We start from the raw sequence: 17,617 nt of genomic DNA on the forward strand, positions 1-17,617 counted from the left end.
CAGCGGTCACCAGTCACGCGGGGCGATCACGTCTTCGATATCAATGTCGAAACCGTAGGCCTTGGTGATGTATTCGAAATCCGCGCTGAGGATCTCGCGCGCGCCGGATTCGATCTCGCTGTCGTTGTCCAGGAACTCGTCCTGAAGGTCGTTGATCTGCTCGGTGGCGGCGTGGGTGAGCTCTAAAAACTCCTCATCGGAATCGGGCTTGGTGGCCTCGATCTGCTCACACAGGCTGATCAAGACGGCCTTGCACTTGTCCACGAGGAAGGGTGGGAAGTAGTCGTCGTCATACATCTCTTGCAGGAAGGGATAGTCCTGCATTTTGTCATTGGTCAGGGACATGGGATCGAAAGGGGGGGTCGCGATATTCTACGGTCGAAACCAAATTCCCTTACCAACCTTCAGCAGGGTCTCAAGCGACGGAATGATTCTTTTGATAGCGAAGCACGACCCCGACACCCCCCATGAAATTCTTTTCGAGAACCAGTCTAGTCCTTGGCTGCGAGCACGGCGATCACTGGCAGCTGAACGGGCAAGGTCACCACATCCACCGCCGCGCCGATGACGCGCTCTTTCGTGGTGACTCTGCCGGTGAAGGAGTCGCGGAATTGCAGGCCAGCGCTGACACAGCTAGGGAGAGTCAGGGCGAGGGCGGCGAGGCTGAGCAGATAAGTTTTCCGTTTCATGATGATGCTGGGTCAGTGGTTTTATTTTCCACTGTCAGCATCATTGCGGACGGTTTGAGTGCCTCATTGATACGCTGAATGCATGTATTGATGCGCTCAATGGAGCCCATGCATCACGCAGCGGCTTATAGCATCACACCAGCCACATCACCCATGCGGGCGTAGACTTCGCGGCCGGAGGCGCTGTGTTCGAGGAGGTCTTCGGAGAAGCGGACTTTGCCGGGTTCGAAGACGGTGATGACGCAGGATCCGCCGAAGCGGAAGTAGCCTTTCTCAGCGCCCTTGGCCATGAACTGCGCTGGGCGTGAGGTGTGGACCACGGAGCCGACACAGGTGGCGCCGACTTCGAGGAAGGCGACCTCACCGAGATGATCTGTGCGGATGCGGGTGAGGTAGCGCTTGTTCTCCCAGAGGATGCTGGGGCGCTTCGCCAGGGCAATGGGGCTCACGGAAAACAGCGGGCCTTCGATGAGGCGAGGGGTGCCATTGAAACCGCTGACGGGGAAATGAAAGCGGTGGTAGTCCGTGGGGCAGAGGCGGGAGATGAGCAGGCTGCCTTTGTCAAATCGGGCGGCGATGCCGGAGTCTCCGAGCAGAGCGGTGATGTCAAAGCGGATACCTTTGACAAAGAAATCACGGCACTGCGAGACGTCTGGGATGACGAGGTGACGTCCGTCCGCAGGAAGGACAATGGCCTTTTCATCAGCCTCGATGGGACGTGCCTCGGGCTTGAGCTTGCGGTAGAAGAACTCGTTGAAGGTCTTGAAGCTCTCCACAGGGTCGGCGAACTCGGAGACATCAAGACCGAACTTGTCGATGAAGGGACGGATCTCCGCCTTGCTGGCCGGGGAGTCCATGCGCGCGCCATACCACTTCGAGAAAATGGCGCGCTTGACCAGGGCATGCAGCGGGAGGCCGCCCACCGGATTTTCATACACGAAGCGCAATGACTTTTCGCCATACACGTCCTCGGTCTCAATCTGCTGGGTCAGTCGGTTGAAGAAATGAATCGGGGCGGGGGGCGACATCAGATTCGATTCCTTCCACTCACTCGGCCTTGGGGGCCTCGGAGGCCGCAGGAGCGGCTTCATCGGATGCTTTTTCTTCACCAGGAGCTTCCACCGGGGCGGCCTGTTCGGCGACCTCCGTCGGCGTGGCTTCGGCTTCAGCTTCAGCAGCTGGGGTAGGTTCGCTGGTGGCAGCAGCTTCATCAGCGGCCGTGGCGAGTTCTTCCTCAACGGCCTTCACTTCGGCAGCAGGCTCGGATTCAGCAGCAGGGGCAGCTTCGGGCTCGGCAGCGGCTTCCTTGGCCTCGGTGCTTTCCACCTCAGCGGAAGTTTCGGCGCTGGCTTCTGCATTGGCAGCCGCAGCGGCAGGTGCGCTTGCGGGAGCAGCGGCGGCTTTCGGGGTGCCCTGGGGCTCGCCCTGGACGCCGAGGAAGACCATGCCGTCACTGTATTCGATGACGTAGCCTTCGTTGGCGAGCCAGCGGATGTCCTTGATGACGGTGATCTGCTCATCCGTCGGAGCGTGCTTCACAGGAGCGGCAGCAGCCTCGCCTTCAGCGGCAGGGGCAGCTTCAGCGGGAGCCGGGGAGGGCACGATGGACTCGACTAGGTCGTGAAGGAGGATGCCGGTCTTGCCTTTGAGCATTTCGACCAGCTTCGAGACACGCTCAGAGAAGACGACTCCAGGATCGACGGCGCGCGGCTTCACGCGGCTGACGAAGAGCTTGCCAGCGCGACGCTTGAAGAGCTTCAGACCACGGCGCTCAAAGCTGGCGCCGAGTTTCTGGGACATGTCGAAGAGATGCTTGCGGGCATTCTCCACGGCATGACGCAGCATGATGAAGAGGACGTGGGTGAGCTTGTTCTTGTCGACATTGCCGATGACGAGCGCATCACGCTTTTCGGTCACGGCTTCATCGGCGTGGAATCGGCGGAAGTGGGCCTCCACCTCGGCACGGGAGCTGAAGCTCTGCGGCTCGGCACCTTCAGCAGGAGCATCTTTGAGCCAAACCCAGCGGAAACCTTTCTTCTGCTTTTCCTTCCATTCAGCGACACGCTCGGGAGTGGTGTCCACACGCACGCGGCGCTTGTAGTCTTCCAGCGGCATGTTGGCGAAACGCTCGCGATGCAGGCGGATGATGGAGGTCTGGAAGCTGTGATGGCTCGGAGGTCCGAGCAGCTCACCGCTGAAACCGCAGACGCCGATGCTCTTGAAGTCACCCTTGGGTTCTTCGAGCTCGATCTCTTCGGAACGATAGAAGGCATCGAGGGCCTTGCCGCGGAGCACGTGCTGCACGGCTTCGTCACGGGTCAGGAAGAGGCCGCCATCATTGGTGGCAAAGAGGCCGGATGAGCGGTCAGAAGCGCACTGATAGCGGGCGTGGAAGCGATCTCCCTCCGCCAGGACGAGACGGGCAGCATCAAACATGCTGAAGGCATGACCCGTGCTGCGGATGTGGCTCGCGAGTGCCTCGGCGGACTTGTCTTCCGGCTCGATGACGACCTGCACATCCTTTGGAATCTCCACCCATTCACGCTGCGGCGGGCCGCCGCGCTGATCACGGTCACGGTCTCCGAAACGACGAGGACCACCACGCTGGTCGCGGTCACGATCTCCACCACCACGCGGGCCACCACCGGCACCCGGAGGTCTGCCGCCAGGAGGGCCATCGCGACGAGGGGGGCGTGAGTCGCCGCCACCACGTGGGCCAGGAGCGCCAGGACCGGCTGGGCGAGGGCCGCCAAAGCCACCGCCAGGGCCGTCACGGCGCGGAGGGGGGCCATCACGACGTCCCGTAGGAGGACCACGGCGGTCGCCGCGATCTCCAAAACCACCACCGCCACGACGCGGACCGCGGTCTTCACGCTCTTCAAAGCGGCTGTAGTCCGTGCCAGTGCTGGCGCTCTCTCCGGCTCCGATTGTCGAGACCCAGGCAGGCATCATGCGCAGAGAACTCAGATCCACGGAGGCAGCAGAGGCGGCTTCGGGATTGGCCGGTGTTTCAGGGGGCGTATCGTTTTCGGTCATGACTAAGGGGAGAGCGAAGGGGCGCGCAGTATGAATGCCTTCGCAAGATTGTCTCCAACTTTGTTACACCTGTCCTTCAGGAATAGCGGGAGGAGAAACTGAGGTTGCGCGAAGCCTTAGAACGAGGGGGATAGGCGACTCCTACTACTTTGGAGTGATCTTTTGGCGGAAGGGCGGATTTGGGGGTGGTGGATGGGTTATGACCGGAAACCTTCAAACCGTGGACACCGCGAGAGATAAGAAGACCGCAGAGAAAGGTTTCTGAAGGTATTCTCTGCGGTCTTCCAATCTCTGCGGTGTCAAAAGATTCCGGGGAAGCAGAGGGCCTGCGGAACACACGGAAAGGGATCACTGAAGGATGATAAGACGGGTGGGGCGCTGGCGGAAATTTATTGCCGTGGAGGAGCATGGGAGTTTGCCAGGGTCTGCGGGTGCCTCTTATAGTTTGGGCTTCCTCTCCCTTCACTTTGCCGGTTCCCGCTCCCAAACTCACTGACAAAGCCCGTTCGCTGCTTTCGCGCGGACTGGGCTCGCGCATGGTGTCCGGATTTGTGCTGGTGGCGGTGCTGACCGTGGTGTCCAAGGCGGTGTCGTTTGTCAAAGATGCGGCGGTGGCTAGGCAGTTTGGCATCAGTGATGAGCTGGATGCCTTCATGTTCTCCTTCGGGCTGCTGACCTTCATCGCGGCGCTGATCGGCGGAGGCTTGCCGGAGGCTTTCCTGCCGCTGTATGCGGAGGTGAACCACCTGAAGGATGCCCGGCGCGCACGGCGGCTGGCGGTGCAGTCCAGCGTGATTCATGTGATCAGCCTCGCTCTGATTGCGTTGGTGATCTGGTTCATGGCACCGCAGATCGTGGGGTGGACCACGCGAGGCTTCACGCCGGAGAAGCAGACGCTGGCAGTGACCCTTTTGCGCACGCTGCTGCCGTTCATGGTGTGCTTTGGGCTTAGCTACCAACTCGGCACGTGGCTGCGTGCGGACAAGCATTTCGCGGTCGCATCCTCCTCTCCGATGATCGTGCCGCTGACGATCATCGCCTGGCTGGTGATGGATCGTGAGCAGCCGGGCATCAACACGTTGGTGCATGGCACGGTGGTCGGCGCGGCACTGCATCTGCTGGTGCTGTCTGTAGTGCTCTGGCGGCGGGATGGACTGACGCCTAGCTTTTTGTTAGGCTGCCTGCGCGGCTGGGAGCCGGAGGTGCGCGGGGTGATCCGCCATTCCCTGCCCTTCCTCTTCGCGGGGGCCATCTTCAGCAGCGCGGTGGTGGTGGATCAGACCATGGCCTCCTGGCTGGAAGCCGGAAGTGTGGTGGTGCTGGGCTACACGGACAAGGTGTGCGGCATCATCCTGGCGGTGACGGTGGCGCCGAGCTGTGATGTGCTCTTCCCGTATTTTGCAGACAAGGTGGCGCGCCGTGACTGGGCGGGTGTGAAGCACCAGCTCTTCATGAGCGCAGGCATCATCCTCAGCGCGGCACTGCCTGCGGCGCTGCTGCTGTGCTGGCTGGCACCGTGGGTAATCGCGCTGCTGTTTGAGCGCGGGTCTTTCTCGCCGGAAGACACGCAGCGTGTGGCTGCAGTGCTGCGCTTCGCGGCCTTGCAGATCCCCTTCTACATCCTCGGCAGCCTGGCCTCACGCGTGGTGGTGGCCATGCAGGCCACGAACTTCATCATCGTGCTGTCGTTCATCGGTCTGGTGGGAAATGCGGTGCTGAACTGGGTGCTCATGCAGCATCTGGGCGCGGCGGGCATCGCGCTGGCCACGGTGATCGTGCAGATGATCTCCGCCACACTTGCCTGCCTGTATGTGCTGCGGCAGATCGGCTCGCGAATCGCGGCTTCGGATTCCGTCACTCCCACTTAAATTTTTCTATTCAAAGACACGGGCAAGCAGGATGCTTGCACCACTCTCTTCTCTCTTTCTCCCGACATGCCAGCGAAACAAATCCTCTACACCGGCCGCGTCCAGGGCGTCGGCTTCCGCTACACCACCAAGCAGATCGCCTCCGGTTATGAGGTCACGGGCAGTGTGCGCAACCTTCCGGACGGTCGTGTGGAGCTGAAGGCCATGTCTTTTGATCTGGATGAACTGGATGCTTTCCTCACGGCGATCGATGAAAGCAATCTTGGTTCGCTGATCAAGGAGCGCGAGGTGCTGAGCATTCCGGCCATGACGGGTGTGCGCGGGTTTAGCATTGAAAGATAAAGGCCTGTTCCCAGATTTACACCGCAGAGGTTAGAAGACCGCAGAGAATACCTTTCTGGAGGGCTCTCTCTGCGGTCTTCTCATCTCTCGCGGTGTGAAAGGATTGGAAAGAGGAACGGATGGCCTACGAAATGCGCGGAAGGGTCCAAAACCCTGTGAATGCGTTCTTTAAAATCAAATGCAGTTAGGCATTTAGAGCCCGTTTGATCATGGCCATGCTGGCGTTTCCGCCGGTGAGGACGCAGGCGACGCGTTTACCTTGCCAGGCAGTGCACTGCTTTTTCAGGGCGGCATAGGCGAGGGCTCCGGCGCCTTCGGCGATGTTGTGGGTGGCCTGGATGATCTCGCGCATGGCGGTGACGGCCTCGTCATCGCTCACGGTGACGACGTCATGGGCATGGCGGAGCACGTGTTCGAGCGCGTCCTTGTTCGGGGTCTTGCAGGCGACACCTTCCGCGACCCGGGTGGTGCTGGTCTGCTCGACGAACTGCTTTTGCTGAAACGACAGCGCGTAAGCGGCGGCATGCTCGGACACCACGCCGATGATGCGCGTTTTTAGGCCCAAGGCTTCACGTGCGGCGGTGACTCCGCAAAAGCCGGAACCGAGGCCGATGGGCACGAAGACGACGTCGATGTTTTTCACGGCGTGAAACAGCTCCAGGCCATAGGTGGCCACGCCGCGGACGAGCCAGGGATGGAAGGACGGGATCGCATGAAGACCATCGCGCGCGGCGAGCTCGCGTGAGTATTCCAGAGCTTCCTGAAACTGGCCGCCGTGCTCCACGAGCTCGGCACCGAGGGAGCGCATGGCGGCGTTTTTCTCCGGATTGTTTCCATGCGGCACCACGATGACGGCGCGCAGGCCATGCTGCCGGGCGGCGAAGGCGATGGACTGGCCGTGATTTCCCGTGGTGGCGGCGATGACGCCTTTCACTTCCGGGTTCTGGCGCTTGAGTTCGTCCATGTAAACGAGTCCGCCGCGGATCTTGAAGGCACCCACGGGAGTGTGGTTCTCATGCTTCAGCCAGACCTCGCAGCCCAGCTCTGCCTCCAGCAGCGGCCAGCGATAAGCCGGAGTCTCATGGATGTGCGGACGGATCAGGGCCTTGGCGGCCTGGATCTCGGCGAGGGTGGGCAGGGGCTGCATGGGTGTCGGCGGGAAACCTGCGCCTGGGATCTCCGACGTCAACTCCACGGAAGCCAGCCATTTTAACCGCTGATTAGACGCTAATTAAACGCTAATATCTCAGACCTTCATTTCTGGGACATTAGCGTCCTATTAGCGTCAAATTAGCGGTTAAGAGATTTTTCGGATACCTGTGATCCACGATGAACAGCAGGAAGCGGTGGTTGCATTGAGGGGCAAACTCGGCTTTTTCGCAGGCACCATGGTCAATGTCATTGTCATCCTCGAAATCGACCCGGCGCGTGTCGATGAATTCCTCGAAGTCATCACTTTCAACGCGGCGGAGTCCGTGAAGGAACCGGGCTGCACCCGTTTTGAGGTGAACCGCCAGTTTGAGCAGCCGAATCTCTTCGCCCTGAGCGAGCAGTATCTGGATCAGGCGGCCATGGAGGCGCACTACCAGACCCCGCACTTCGCCCAGTGGAAGGAAAAATCCGCCACGGGCTTTGTGCTGAAGCGCTGGGCGGTGAAAGGACCGGTCCTCGACTGATCCGGCGAGCGTAGCTCCTTATACCTCTGTGGAAGACGCCTTCGGCCATCACATCTCTTACCTGCGCGTGTCCGTCACCGACCGGTGCAACGAACGCTGCCGGTATTGCATGCCCGAGGAGGAGCAGGCGTGGTTCCCGAAGGAGGAGGTGCTGAGCTATGAGGAGATGCTGCGGGTGCTCCGCGTGGGTGCTGGCCTAGGAATCAAAAAAGTCCGCGTGACGGGTGGCGAGCCGCTCACACGTCCGGGTGTGGCCGATTTCTGCGCGCAGATCTCCCGCATCCCGGGCATCCAGCAGGTGGGCATTTCCACGAACGGCACGCTTTTGAGCAAGTTGGAGCAGGGAGAAACCATCGCCGCACGCCTGGTGAAGGCGGGGGTGTATAGCGCCAATATCTCGCTCGATTCACTGGATCGCTCCTCCTATCAGCGCACCACGGGCCGCGATCTGCTGCCGAAGGTGCTGGAAGGCATCGATGCGGCGATTTCGGCAGGTTTCCGGGCCATTCATCTGAACTGCGTTCTGATGAAAAACCAGACGGACCGCGAGTTCGTGCCGCTTATTAATTACGCCTATGAAAAAGGGCTGCTGCTGCGCTTCATCGAGCTGATGCCGGTGAGCACGCAGGAGGTGCTGAGCGAAAACAATTTCCTCTCCACCCATGCCGCGAAGCAGATGGTGGAGCAGCACTATGGCGAGCTCATTCCGCTGCCTGATTTCAAGACGAACGGCCCCGCGACTTACTATGCCATCCCCGGCACGGAGCAGAAGATCGGCTTCATCGGTGCGATGACGAACCTGCACTTCTGCGAAAGCTGCAACAAGCTGCGCCTAACCAGTGATGGTAAATTGAGACCCTGCCTGGGCAGCTATTTGGAGTTTGATCTCAAAGAGCGGCTGCGCGCCGGCTGCACGGACGAGGAGCTGGCGGACTTCATTCATGGTGTCGTGGCCCGGAAGCCTAAGGAGCATGACTTCCGGCACAACTACCAGCCCAACCGACGCATGATTGCCATTGGTGGTTAGGGACTGACGGTGATTCCCAAGCCATTGACACCGCGAGAGATGAGAAGACCGCAGAGAATACCTTCAGAAGGCTTTCTCTGCGGTCTTCTAACCTCTGCGCTGTGAGAAGGATTGGGCGGCTGCGAATTTGGAAATTCGCGTTAGGGTCTGAGCATGCCTGCCCCCTCCACTGCCCTCTTTGCCACGCTGCTGCTCGCGGGAGGCCGGTCCCAACGCATGGGGGAGGACAAGGCGCAGCTCATGTGGCAGGGGCGGCCGCTGTGGCAGGTGCAGCTGGAGAAGCTGCTGGAGGTTGAGAGTTCTCACTGTCTGGTCGCCTGCCGGGAGGAGCAGGAACTGCATCTGGACTGCCCGGATGACGAGGCCGTGACGTGGCTCTTTGATCCGGTGGAGGATGACAATGGGCCGCTGGGGGCCATCACGCGGGCTTTGGCATCGATCGCGGTGCCGACCCTGGTGCTGGCGGTGGACATGCCGTTCATGACGACGGATTTTTTGCGCACGCGGCTGGAGCGTTCACGCGAGCGCGGGTGCTTTTTCGCCACGGGTCATGGCATCGAGCCGATGACGGGCTGCTATGCGCCGGCGATGCTGCCGCTGATGGAGAAACGGCTGGCCCGGGGTGAGAAAAGCCTGCGGGGCGCCATCTCCGAATGTGTGGAGCTGGGACTGGCCCAGGTGATGCACCTGAACGAGGGGGAGGAGACGCTTTTCACCAATGCGAACACACCGGGTGAATGGCAGGATTGCCAGCATTTCAAAGAGCGCCTAGGGTGAGACTTCCCTCACTCACATGCTTTTTCCCCGCCTCCACGTCTCCGTCCTCATGCTGCTGGCCTTTTCCGGACCAGCCCTGCATGGCAAGGGCCTGGAGGATCTGCCGGAGTATCGGGCTGCCAGGCAGGCGCTGAGTGACGGACTTCCCGCTGTGGCCGCGCTGAAGGCCACCCGCCTCATGCAGGCAGCGCAGTCGAAAGAGCGGCAGACTTTGGCCGCTCTGGCGGTGGAGGCCTGGGTGCGTGCGCGCCGGGGCGATGAAGCACTCAAGATCCTGGCCAGCGAGACGGTGCCTGACGCAGGCTTCTGGAAGGCGCAGGCCCAGGTGCAGACAGGTGATCTGGACGGGGCCGAGAAGCTGCTGGCTGCCCGCGTGCAGGACAAGTCCGCCAGCTATCAGGAACGACTCCTTTTGGCGCAGATCAGCCTGGCATCCGGCAATCTGGGGCAGGCACGTGAAGTCCTGGATGCTCTGCGCAAGGCCGATGACGAACCTGTGGCCAGCCAGGCACGGATCATGTGGGATGAGGTGGAACTACGTGCCGGACGTGCGGAACCAGCGCTGGCGGACCTGACCTCCCAGAATCATCCCCTGGATGCGAAGGCGCGACTGCTTTTGGCGAAGGGATTGGTGGACCAGAACCGCATCAGCGAGGCGCAGACGCAGCTTCGCGAACTGGTCGGCAGCACGGAAGGCGGGGAACGTGTGCACCACGCCGCCTCGGTGATGCTGGCGGAATCCTGGCTGCGCCAGGGCAATGCAGCGCAGGCCGTGGAAGGCCTGGTGCAGTTTCTGGACAACACAGCGGAGAGCGAGATGTGGAGCAGCGCCTTTGACCTGCTGGCCCGCTGCCTGAATGAAACCGCCGGCACCCTGCCTCCGGATGCCACGCTGCGCTGGATCACGGAAGGCAGTGCAGCTCAAAAGGCAGCGCTCACCTCTCCAGCGACCACCTCCACCTTTCAGGGTCATGCGATCCTGCTGATGGCCCGCTGGCTGGTCGCCCAGAAGCGCGAGGACGAGGCTCTGGGGCTGCTGGAGGCACTGATCCAGGTGCACGCCGGCCATCCCCAGGCGAATGAGGCCATGCAACTGGCGCTGGAGACCTACAGTGTCCGCAAGGCAGATGAGCGCGTGGCCGTGCTGACCGAAATGTGGAAAAGCCGGTTCGGCAATCAAGGTTCGGCCATGGTGGAGTTCGTCACCGCAGGCACGGCCTATGCACGGGGTGACTATGCACGCAGCGCGCAGTTTTTCCAAAACGCGGCCAATCTGGCCACCACGCTGGCCGAGCGCCGCTCCGCCCTCTACAATGCCGGCGTGGCCGCGCTGCATGGCGGCGAGATGATCCTGTATCAAAACCTGTTAGGTCAGCTCCAGGTGGTGAGCGGTGACGCGGTGGTGGCCTCCAAGGATGGATCCGCCGACCTCGAGCTGGATCGTGTGCTGGAGATGGCCGCAAAGGGCAGGGCCGAGGCTGAGTCAGAACTGCGCGGCTTCATGGAGAAGCACAGCCAGCATCCGCGCTTGTTTGAGGCGAAGATGGCCCTGGCGGAACTGCTGCTTCTGCGGGTGCCGATCGACTTCCCCGCCGTGGACCGCCTCCTGGCTGAGATCGAGACCTTCCCTGCCCTGACGGACCGCCAGCGTGAGCGGCTGGTGATGACGCAACTCTGGCGCCTGGACCGCGCCGGCAAACTGAAGGAACTCACCGATGCCGGCAGCGCCTTCATCAAGGCCCGGCCAGGCACGCCGCAGACCGCGCTGGTGCGCCTGAAGGTGGCGGATGCCTTTTTCAGGCTGGAGAATTTCGCCGCCGCGCGCACGGAATTTGAGCTGGTGGCCAAGGAGGCCGCAAACTCCCCCTATGCGGACACGGCGCTGTATTTCGCCGGCATGTCCGCGCTCTCCATGATGAGTGACGAGGGTCGCGAGACGGCGATCGACCTCTGGCAGGAGCTGGCAGAGCGCGGAGGGCCGCTGAGCATCCCGGCGCGGCAGCAGCAGGCCATGGCGCTGCGGCGTTCCGGCAAGGAAGCCGAGGCGCTGAAGCTGGTGGACATCCTGCTGGCCGAACCAAAACTGCCTAAAAACCTGCGCCGCTCCATGATGTGTGAGAAGGCGGAGATGCTGATGCTGCTGGGCAAGACGGATGCCGCCTCCCTGACGTCCGCCATCAAGGTGCTACGGGAGCTGGTCGGCGAGCCTGACCTCACTTTCGACTGGCGCGCACGCGCTGGTTATACCCTGGCCGTGGCACTGCAGTCCGCAGGCCAGGCCACGGAGGCACTGGAAGCCTGCTATGATGTGGTGGAGGCGGATGGCTTCACCGGCCCGGCCGACCCGGCGGAGTTCCGCTGGTATTACCGCGCGGGATTCTTCGGCATCGATCTGCTGGAAAGCACTAAGCAATGGGAAGCCGCCGCCCGTCTGGCTGAGAAACTCGCCGTCAGCTCCGGCGACCGCGCTGGCGAGGCCAAGGAGCGGGCCACGAAAATCCGCCTGGAGCACTTCCTTTGGGACGGCAAGTGATAGAGGCATTGACATCGCGGGGGCAATTTTTACACTCGGGGCACCTTTCAGAAAACCAACAGCACCAGGACACCGTGGAGGTCATCATCTCATGAGGAACGACGAATACGAAGAGCAGCCGAGACGCGGAACACCACCGCTGCACTCGGAGAAGATCATGACAGACCGGAAGATCTTCTTCCTGGATCTGAAGGAAAATGAGCGCGGACGTGTGATCAAGATCACCGAGGACGTGCGCGGACGCCGTGACACCATCATGCTGCCCGTGGAGGCCGCGGACGAGTTTCTCGATGCGCTGCAGCGCATTCTGGAGATGGAGCGGGACCTGCCTCCGATCAACAAGCTGGCCTGATCCAGCCTCCGCGAAAGGCAAGTCATCTCCCTGTCATACAGAGGCGGTCGCGATGTCACTCAGGCGTGTCACTTTCGCCATGAGCACGCGCCACTTCATTTACACACTTTTGGTTGGGCTTTCCCTGGCCAGCTTCAGCCTCGCCGCAGACGAGAGGCCGGTGAAGCGCGCGGTCGGAGTCGTGCTCTTTCCCGGCTTTGAGATGCTGGACGCTTGTGGGCCCATGGAGATCTGGGGAAACCTGAAGGACCAGGTCACCCTCATCACCGTGGCAAAGAGTGCTGGGCCGGTGGTCACCGCGCAAGGAGTGGAGATGGTGGCGCAAAAGACTTTCGCCGACTGCCCGAAGCTCGACCTGCTTCTGGTGCCTGGAGGATTCGGCGTGAAGAAGCTGATCAAGGATGAGGAGACCCTCATCTGGCTCAAGCAACGTTCCGCTCAGGTGGAGATCACGATGTCCGTATGCAATGGAGCTACCTTGCTAGCCGCCGCAGGCCTGCTGGATGGTCGCCCGGCCACGACGAACAAAGCCTACTGGAAGATGGCCACCAAGCCCGGGCCTAACGTGAAGTGGGTCACGCAAGCGCGCTGGGTGGATGATGGAAACATGGTCACGTCTTCCGGTGTCTCCGCCGGCATCGACATGACGCTGCATGTGGTGAGCAGTCTTTTCGGCCAGCGCACCGCCGAGCGCATGGCGGATGAGATCGAGCATGATTGGCATCGTGATCCTTCGTGGGATCCTTTTGCGGCGAAGCATGGGCTGAAGTGATCTACTCCAGCCTCGTGAACACACCGGCCGCAGCTTTGACGGAGATCTTTTGGTTAGACGCGTAGGCACGCGCGGCGGCCATGCGCATCTCGGCACGTGAACCTTGGCGGAGCCAGACCTCGAGGGCATCACGAAGCAGGAATGAGCCCGGATACATCAATTGAGTCGTGGTGAGCACGGGACGTGATTTCGCGGCCTCGAGATGGGGCTGGAAGTATCTCCCGCTGATGCAGCAAAGGATGACCGCGTCAGGCGGCTGCGGAGCTGCGCTGAGTCCGGAGATGGGAATGGCTCCATCCATGAGCCCATTGTGGCCGATGAAGGCCACGAGGCTGTTTTCAGAGCTGTGCAGTGCTGAGAAGAAGGCCTCGAGGCATTCGCGGATGTTTTTGCCGCGCCAGGCCTCGGCAATGATCCGGCAGTCCTGGCTGACATGCTTGTAGGTGCGGCGATCGACAATCTCCGGCACGGGATCGGCCTCGGCCTTCTCCAGCTTCCAGCTCTTGCTGCGGCCAAACACGCCTTTAAAACCTTCCGAGTTGCCCCAGTAGAGGTTCAGCTCCGCATCATCGCCATTGCCGATCTTCGCTGGCACCTTCGCGATGCCCTGGCTGGCATTGTCTGCCAGGGCCACGAAGACGCGGATCGTCCGTGTATCAGCACTCGCATGGCAAATCATCAGCCCGAGGACGATGAAGACCCATGCAACTGCTGATTTCATGGTTTTGGTTAGAACTTGATCTCTTCTTTGAAGATCATGCGGGCAGCCTGGGCCACGTCTTTGTCACCGCGACCGGAGAGGTTCACGATGATGACCTGGTCCTTGCCCATCTTCGGCGCGACCTTGCGCACCTCGGCGATGGCGTGGCTGCTCTCAAGAGCGGGGATGATGCCCTCGACGGCGCTCAGTTCGCTGAAGGCAGCCAAGGCTTCTTCATCCGTGGCGTAGTTATACTCCACACGATTCATGTCGTGCAGCCAGGCATGCTCAGGGCCGATGGCCGCGTAGTCCAGACCGGCGCTGACGCTGTGCGTGAGCTCGATCTGGCCGTCGTCATTTGCGAGCAGCCAGGTCTTGGTGCCCTGCAGCACACCGAGGCGGCCGCCCTGGAAACGCGCGGCGTGTTTCTCAGGCAGGATGCCTTCGCCACCGGCTTCCACGCCGATCATGCGCACGCCGGGGTCATTCAGGAAGGGATGGAAGAGGCCGATGCTGTTGCTGCCACCGCCGACACAGGCCACAAGCAGGTCCGGCAGACGCTGCTCGCGCTCCAGGATCTGCTGGCGTGCCTCCACGCCGATCACGCGATGGAAGTCACGCACCATCATCGGGAACGGATGCGAACCAAGCGCGCTGCCGAGGATGTAATGCGTGTCGCGCACATTCGTGACCCAGTCACGCATGGCTTCATTCACGGCTTCCTTCAGCGTGGCCTGACCGGCAGTGACGGCGACGACCTTGGCACCGAGGAATCTCATGCGCGCCACGTTCAACGCCTGACGGGCCATGTCGACAGCACCCATGTAGATGGTGCAGTCGAGACCGAAGCGAGCACACACGGTGGCCGTGGCCACGCCGTGCTGACCAGCGCCGGTTTCAGCGATGATGCGCTGCTTGCCGAGACGTAGCGCGAGCAGTGCCTGGCCGAGCGCGTTATTGATCTTATGCGCGCCGGTGTGGAGCAGGTCCTCGCGCTTCAGATAAATGCGCGCGCCGCCCAGCTTTTCCGTCCAGCGCTCCGCCAGATACAGCGGGGTGGGACGGCCAACGTACTCGTGCAGCAGGCGATTCAGCTCCGTCTGGAAAATGGGGTCTGCCTTGGCGCGCTCATACTCCTCCGAAAGCTCATTGAGGGCTGACATGAGGGTCTCCGGCACAAACATGCCTCCATAGCGGCCGAAGTGGCCGTGTTGGTCAGGCATCACAGGGAGAGGGGTAGCGGTGGCGGTCGCGGTCATGGAGTGGGTTCGCAAAGTAAGGAAAATACGTCCGATGGCAACGTGCAGTCGAAATAGCGATGCCTGAAGCCTGGATCAGGCGGTCTCAAGGGCTTTTCTGTGGCTGGAACGAGCGGCGCTCTTACCGCAGAGACCAGAAGACTGCAGAGAATACCTTTTTGAAGGACTTCTCTGCGGTCTTTCCGCCTCTTGCGGTGGGGATGGGGTCGTGGCTCCCGTGTCGCTCACCGGGCGGACCGCTCTTCCAGAGCAGGGGGCCCATACTGCAGGTAGCGGTAAGCCAAAGTCACCGAAAGCGTGACCACGGGGATGGCGAAGACCAAGCCGACGAGCAAGGCGATGACGCCCGCCAGCATCATCATCATCAGCATGAACCAGAGGCCGATGAGGTTCACCGCGTTTCCACGGGTGAGGTTCCAGCTATACTTCAGCGCCTCAATGGGGCCCATGTTCCGGTCTATAATCGCGGTCATGAAATAGCTGAACCGCACCCCAACGATGATACCAGGCACGATCAACAGGACCAGCCCGATGACGAGCATGATGTAAAACAAGATCATGCCGCCCGCCATTTTCAGCAGCTTCCCAAATTCACCGAACAACTGCGAGGGTGAGACATCCCTGCCTGCGCACAAATTCAAACTCGCCCGGGTAAGGCCAGCGGCGAGCCCGATCCTGATCAACGCGCCAACAATCTGGACGGGAAGCATGGCCGGATTGAAGCTGAAGGGATTGGAGCGCTGCTCTGGAGTCATCAGAAAGGCACCGAGCATGCCTTCCACAAACCCAAGGCCAAGACTGATCCCGAAGTAGGCCAGCCCGGTCAAAAAGATGATGCCGAAATGCTGCGTCGTCAGTCGCCAGGCTCTCTTGACGCAGGCCATCACGTCCAGCTGCACGGAGCCAGGCGGGATCTCCACCAGATCTTCATTTTCACGTCGAGCCAAAAGCTCTCCGGGGGAGGTCATGGGCGGCGCATAGGGATTCAGCGCAGATGCTCCGGGCGCACTCAATGGGGCCTGCAAAGCGGAGATGTCCCCGAGCGGCTGCCAGTTGTCCATGCCTGCGGTCCAGCCCAGGTCCTGCTGCGGATGGAGTTCCCGGTCTGCCAGCTTCTGGCGAAGCTCTGTCTCAGATACGGGGGGCTGTTTATCGCCGTTTTTTGTGTAGTGCCAGTCTTGCATACTCCCCAGTATTTGACGGCCATGAGTCGCAAAGACAAGCTACATTGTCGTGATCAAGCTGGAATCCCAAAGGGCAGATTCAAAGCAGAGGGCCTGCGGAACACACGGAAACAGAAGTGACCAAGCCAGGATGTTTGGGATCCTCTCCGCGTATTCCGTGTGTTCCGTAGGCCAATGTTTTGTCCGAATCCCGCCCAACCCTGTCACACCGCAGAGGTTGGAAGACCGCAGAGAAGATTTGTTCAGAGACCCTTTGCCACTTCTATGAAGGCTTCCGCGAGAGCGCTCCAGTCTTCAGCCGTGCTATCCCAGCCGCCGCTGACACGGACCACGCGCTTCAGCTCTTCCCAATCTGTGCCCAGGGCCTGCACGACGACGGAAGAGCCCTCCTTCCCGGAGCTGCAGGCGGAGCCGGTGGAGATGGCAAAGCCGGCGCGGCTCATGCGCGTGAGCCATTTCAGGTTCGAATGCTCTGGCATGACCATGAGCACGGTGTTCCAGAGACGTGGCGCACCCTCGCTGATGATGCGCAGATCGGGGAAAGCCTGCTTCATGCTCGCGGCAAAGGCATCTCGCAAAGCGGTCTGCGTCTGTGCGACCTCTGACAAGCGTGGTGTGATAACCTCAAGCGCGGTCACCATGGCCTCGATGCCGGGATAATTTTCCGTGCCTGCACGTCGACTGCTTTCCTGCGGACCTCCGAGGAGCAGAGGGAAGGACTCTGCCTCATCTGCGAGCACCAGGAAGCCGGTGCCCTTCGGCCCGCCGAACTTATGCGCGCTGCCGGTGAGGTAGTCGCAGGTGCCGAGCGAGGATGCATCAAGCTTGCCGATCCACTGCGCGGCATCGCTGTGGAAGCGCGCGCCATGCTCGCGGCACATCTTTAAAAGCTCCGGCCAGGGCTGGAGCACGCCGCTTTCGTTGTTCGCGGCCATGATGGAGACGAGCGCGGGCTGCTTTTCTAACAACAAGCGCTTCAAAACATCTGGCTGCACCACGCCTTCAGCATCCACCGGGATCTCGACGACCCGCGCACGACCGAGCCAGGCACGGGCGGCCTCGCGCACGCAGGGATGCTCGATGGCGGAGATGGCCACGCAGGCATCCGGCGGCAGACAACGAGCAAGGCCCGCGAACAATGTATTGTTAGACTCCGTGGCTCCTGAAGTGAAGACTATGCGCTCTGCTTCAGCGCCGAGAAGATCGCCCAGACGTTCGCGGGCAGACTCAAGCGCCTGGCTGGCAAAGCCGGCCTCGCGGTAAAGACTGGAAGGATTATGCCAGTGCTTCTCCGAAGCGCGCAGCCATGCCTCACGCGCGGCAGGATGCAGCGGCGTGGTGGCATTGTGATCAAAGTAAGCAGGCATATGATACTAACCAATAATAGAACTTACACACAGAT

The 17,617-nt window shown here is 61.1% G+C and carries 17 protein-coding genes and 1 pseudogene; 8 read left to right on the plus strand and 10 right to left on the minus strand.

Going from position 1 to position 17,617, the window contains the following annotated elements:
- Positions 1-6 precede the first annotated feature (6 nt).
- The 4 genes from BGE01nite_RS17095 to BGE01nite_RS17110 form a co-directional block, all read right to left on the minus strand.
- Positions 7-345 (minus strand): DUF5713 family protein, encoded by a 339-nt coding sequence (locus BGE01nite_RS17095; protein ID WP_146851837.1) that lies wholly within the window; start codon positions 343-345, stop codon positions 7-9.
- A 146-nt stretch (positions 346-491) separates the two neighbouring features.
- Positions 492-689: a hypothetical protein gene (locus tag BGE01nite_RS17100; RefSeq protein WP_146851840.1), complete on the minus strand. Its 198-nt coding sequence runs from the start codon at positions 687-689 to the stop codon at positions 492-494.
- A 125-nt stretch (positions 690-814) separates the two neighbouring features.
- A complete protein-coding gene (asd, locus tag BGE01nite_RS17105) occupies positions 815-1,717 on the minus strand; it encodes an archaetidylserine decarboxylase (protein ID WP_146851842.1) in 903 nt (300 codons plus the stop codon).
- A gap of 19 nt (positions 1,718-1,736) precedes the next feature.
- On the minus strand, positions 1,737-3,725 hold the full coding sequence (locus BGE01nite_RS17110; RefSeq protein WP_146851844.1) for a hypothetical protein: 1,989 nt from the start codon (positions 3,723-3,725) through the stop codon (positions 1,737-1,739).
- Between the two features lie 536 nt (positions 3,726-4,261).
- Here BGE01nite_RS17110 and murJ point away from each other — a divergent pair.
- Entirely contained in the window at positions 4,262-5,593 is a 1,332-nt protein-coding gene (gene murJ / locus BGE01nite_RS17115) for a murein biosynthesis integral membrane protein MurJ (protein WP_170266852.1), read from the plus strand.
- A gap of 66 nt (positions 5,594-5,659) precedes the next feature.
- Positions 5,660-5,935: an acylphosphatase gene (locus BGE01nite_RS17120; RefSeq protein ID WP_146851848.1), complete on the plus strand. Its 276-nt coding sequence runs from the start codon at positions 5,660-5,662 to the stop codon at positions 5,933-5,935.
- Between the two features lie 184 nt (positions 5,936-6,119).
- On the opposite strand, the gene BGE01nite_RS17125 is transcribed toward BGE01nite_RS17120, so the two are convergent.
- Positions 6,120-7,073: a threonine dehydratase gene (locus BGE01nite_RS17125; protein WP_343203741.1), complete on the minus strand. Its 954-nt coding sequence runs from the start codon at positions 7,071-7,073 to the stop codon at positions 6,120-6,122.
- Positions 7,074-7,323: 250 nt separating this feature from the next.
- On the opposite strand from BGE01nite_RS17125, the gene BGE01nite_RS17130 reads away from it, so the two are divergent.
- From BGE01nite_RS17130 to BGE01nite_RS17155, 6 genes are all read left to right on the plus strand, one after another.
- Positions 7,324-7,611 (plus strand): putative quinol monooxygenase, encoded by a 288-nt coding sequence (locus BGE01nite_RS17130; RefSeq protein ID WP_146851852.1) that lies wholly within the window; start codon positions 7,324-7,326, stop codon positions 7,609-7,611.
- Positions 7,612-7,639: 28 nt separating this feature from the next.
- Positions 7,640-8,638, plus strand: coding sequence for a GTP 3',8-cyclase MoaA (moaA, locus tag BGE01nite_RS17135; protein WP_146851854.1), 999 nt, complete (start codon positions 7,640-7,642; stop codon positions 8,636-8,638).
- Between the two features lie 153 nt (positions 8,639-8,791).
- The gene (locus BGE01nite_RS17140; protein WP_146851856.1) at positions 8,792-9,415 is read left to right on the plus strand and encodes a molybdenum cofactor guanylyltransferase; all 624 of its coding nucleotides are present in this window, start codon (positions 8,792-8,794) and stop codon (positions 9,413-9,415) included.
- Positions 9,416-9,431: 16 nt separating this feature from the next.
- Positions 9,432-11,948, plus strand: a complete 2,517-nt coding sequence (locus BGE01nite_RS17145) for a tetratricopeptide repeat protein (protein ID WP_146851858.1) — start codon at positions 9,432-9,434, stop codon at positions 11,946-11,948.
- A 91-nt stretch (positions 11,949-12,039) separates the two neighbouring features.
- The gene (locus tag BGE01nite_RS17150) at positions 12,040-12,300 is read left to right on the plus strand and encodes a DNA-binding protein (RefSeq protein ID WP_146851860.1); all 261 of its coding nucleotides are present in this window, start codon (positions 12,040-12,042) and stop codon (positions 12,298-12,300) included.
- 79 nt (positions 12,301-12,379) lie between these two features.
- Positions 12,380-13,072, plus strand: a complete 693-nt coding sequence (locus BGE01nite_RS17155) for a DJ-1/PfpI family protein (RefSeq protein ID WP_170266854.1) — start codon at positions 12,380-12,382, stop codon at positions 13,070-13,072.
- A gap of 1 nt (position 13,073) precedes the next feature.
- Here BGE01nite_RS17155 and BGE01nite_RS17160 read toward each other — a convergent pair whose 3' ends face one another.
- From BGE01nite_RS17160 to BGE01nite_RS17175, 5 genes and pseudogenes are all read right to left on the minus strand, one after another.
- Complete coding sequence (locus tag BGE01nite_RS17160; protein WP_146851864.1) at positions 13,074-13,793, minus strand: hypothetical protein; 720 nt, start codon at positions 13,791-13,793, stop codon at positions 13,074-13,076.
- Between the two features lie 8 nt (positions 13,794-13,801).
- Entirely contained in the window at positions 13,802-15,031 is a 1,230-nt protein-coding gene (trpB, locus tag BGE01nite_RS17165) for a tryptophan synthase subunit beta (RefSeq protein WP_146851866.1), read from the minus strand.
- A 224-nt stretch (positions 15,032-15,255) separates the two neighbouring features.
- Positions 15,256-15,930: a DUF7847 domain-containing protein gene (locus tag BGE01nite_RS17170; RefSeq protein ID WP_246145745.1), complete on the minus strand. Its 675-nt coding sequence runs from the start codon at positions 15,928-15,930 to the stop codon at positions 15,256-15,258.
- A gap of 135 nt (positions 15,931-16,065) precedes the next feature.
- Positions 16,066-16,215: pseudogene (locus BGE01nite_RS29905) on the minus strand (DUF4339 domain-containing protein); the annotation flags it as partial.
- Positions 16,216-16,457: 242 nt separating this feature from the next.
- Entirely contained in the window at positions 16,458-17,582 is a 1,125-nt protein-coding gene (locus BGE01nite_RS17175; RefSeq protein WP_146851870.1) for a cysteine desulfurase family protein, read from the minus strand.
- Positions 17,583-17,617: the final 35 nt, after the last annotated feature.

It is taken from the genome of Prosthecobacter gellanilyticus (assembly GCF_007992435.1).
In the GTDB taxonomy this organism is placed as follows: Bacteria; Verrucomicrobiota; Verrucomicrobiia; order Verrucomicrobiales; family Verrucomicrobiaceae; genus Prosthecobacter; species Prosthecobacter gellanilyticus.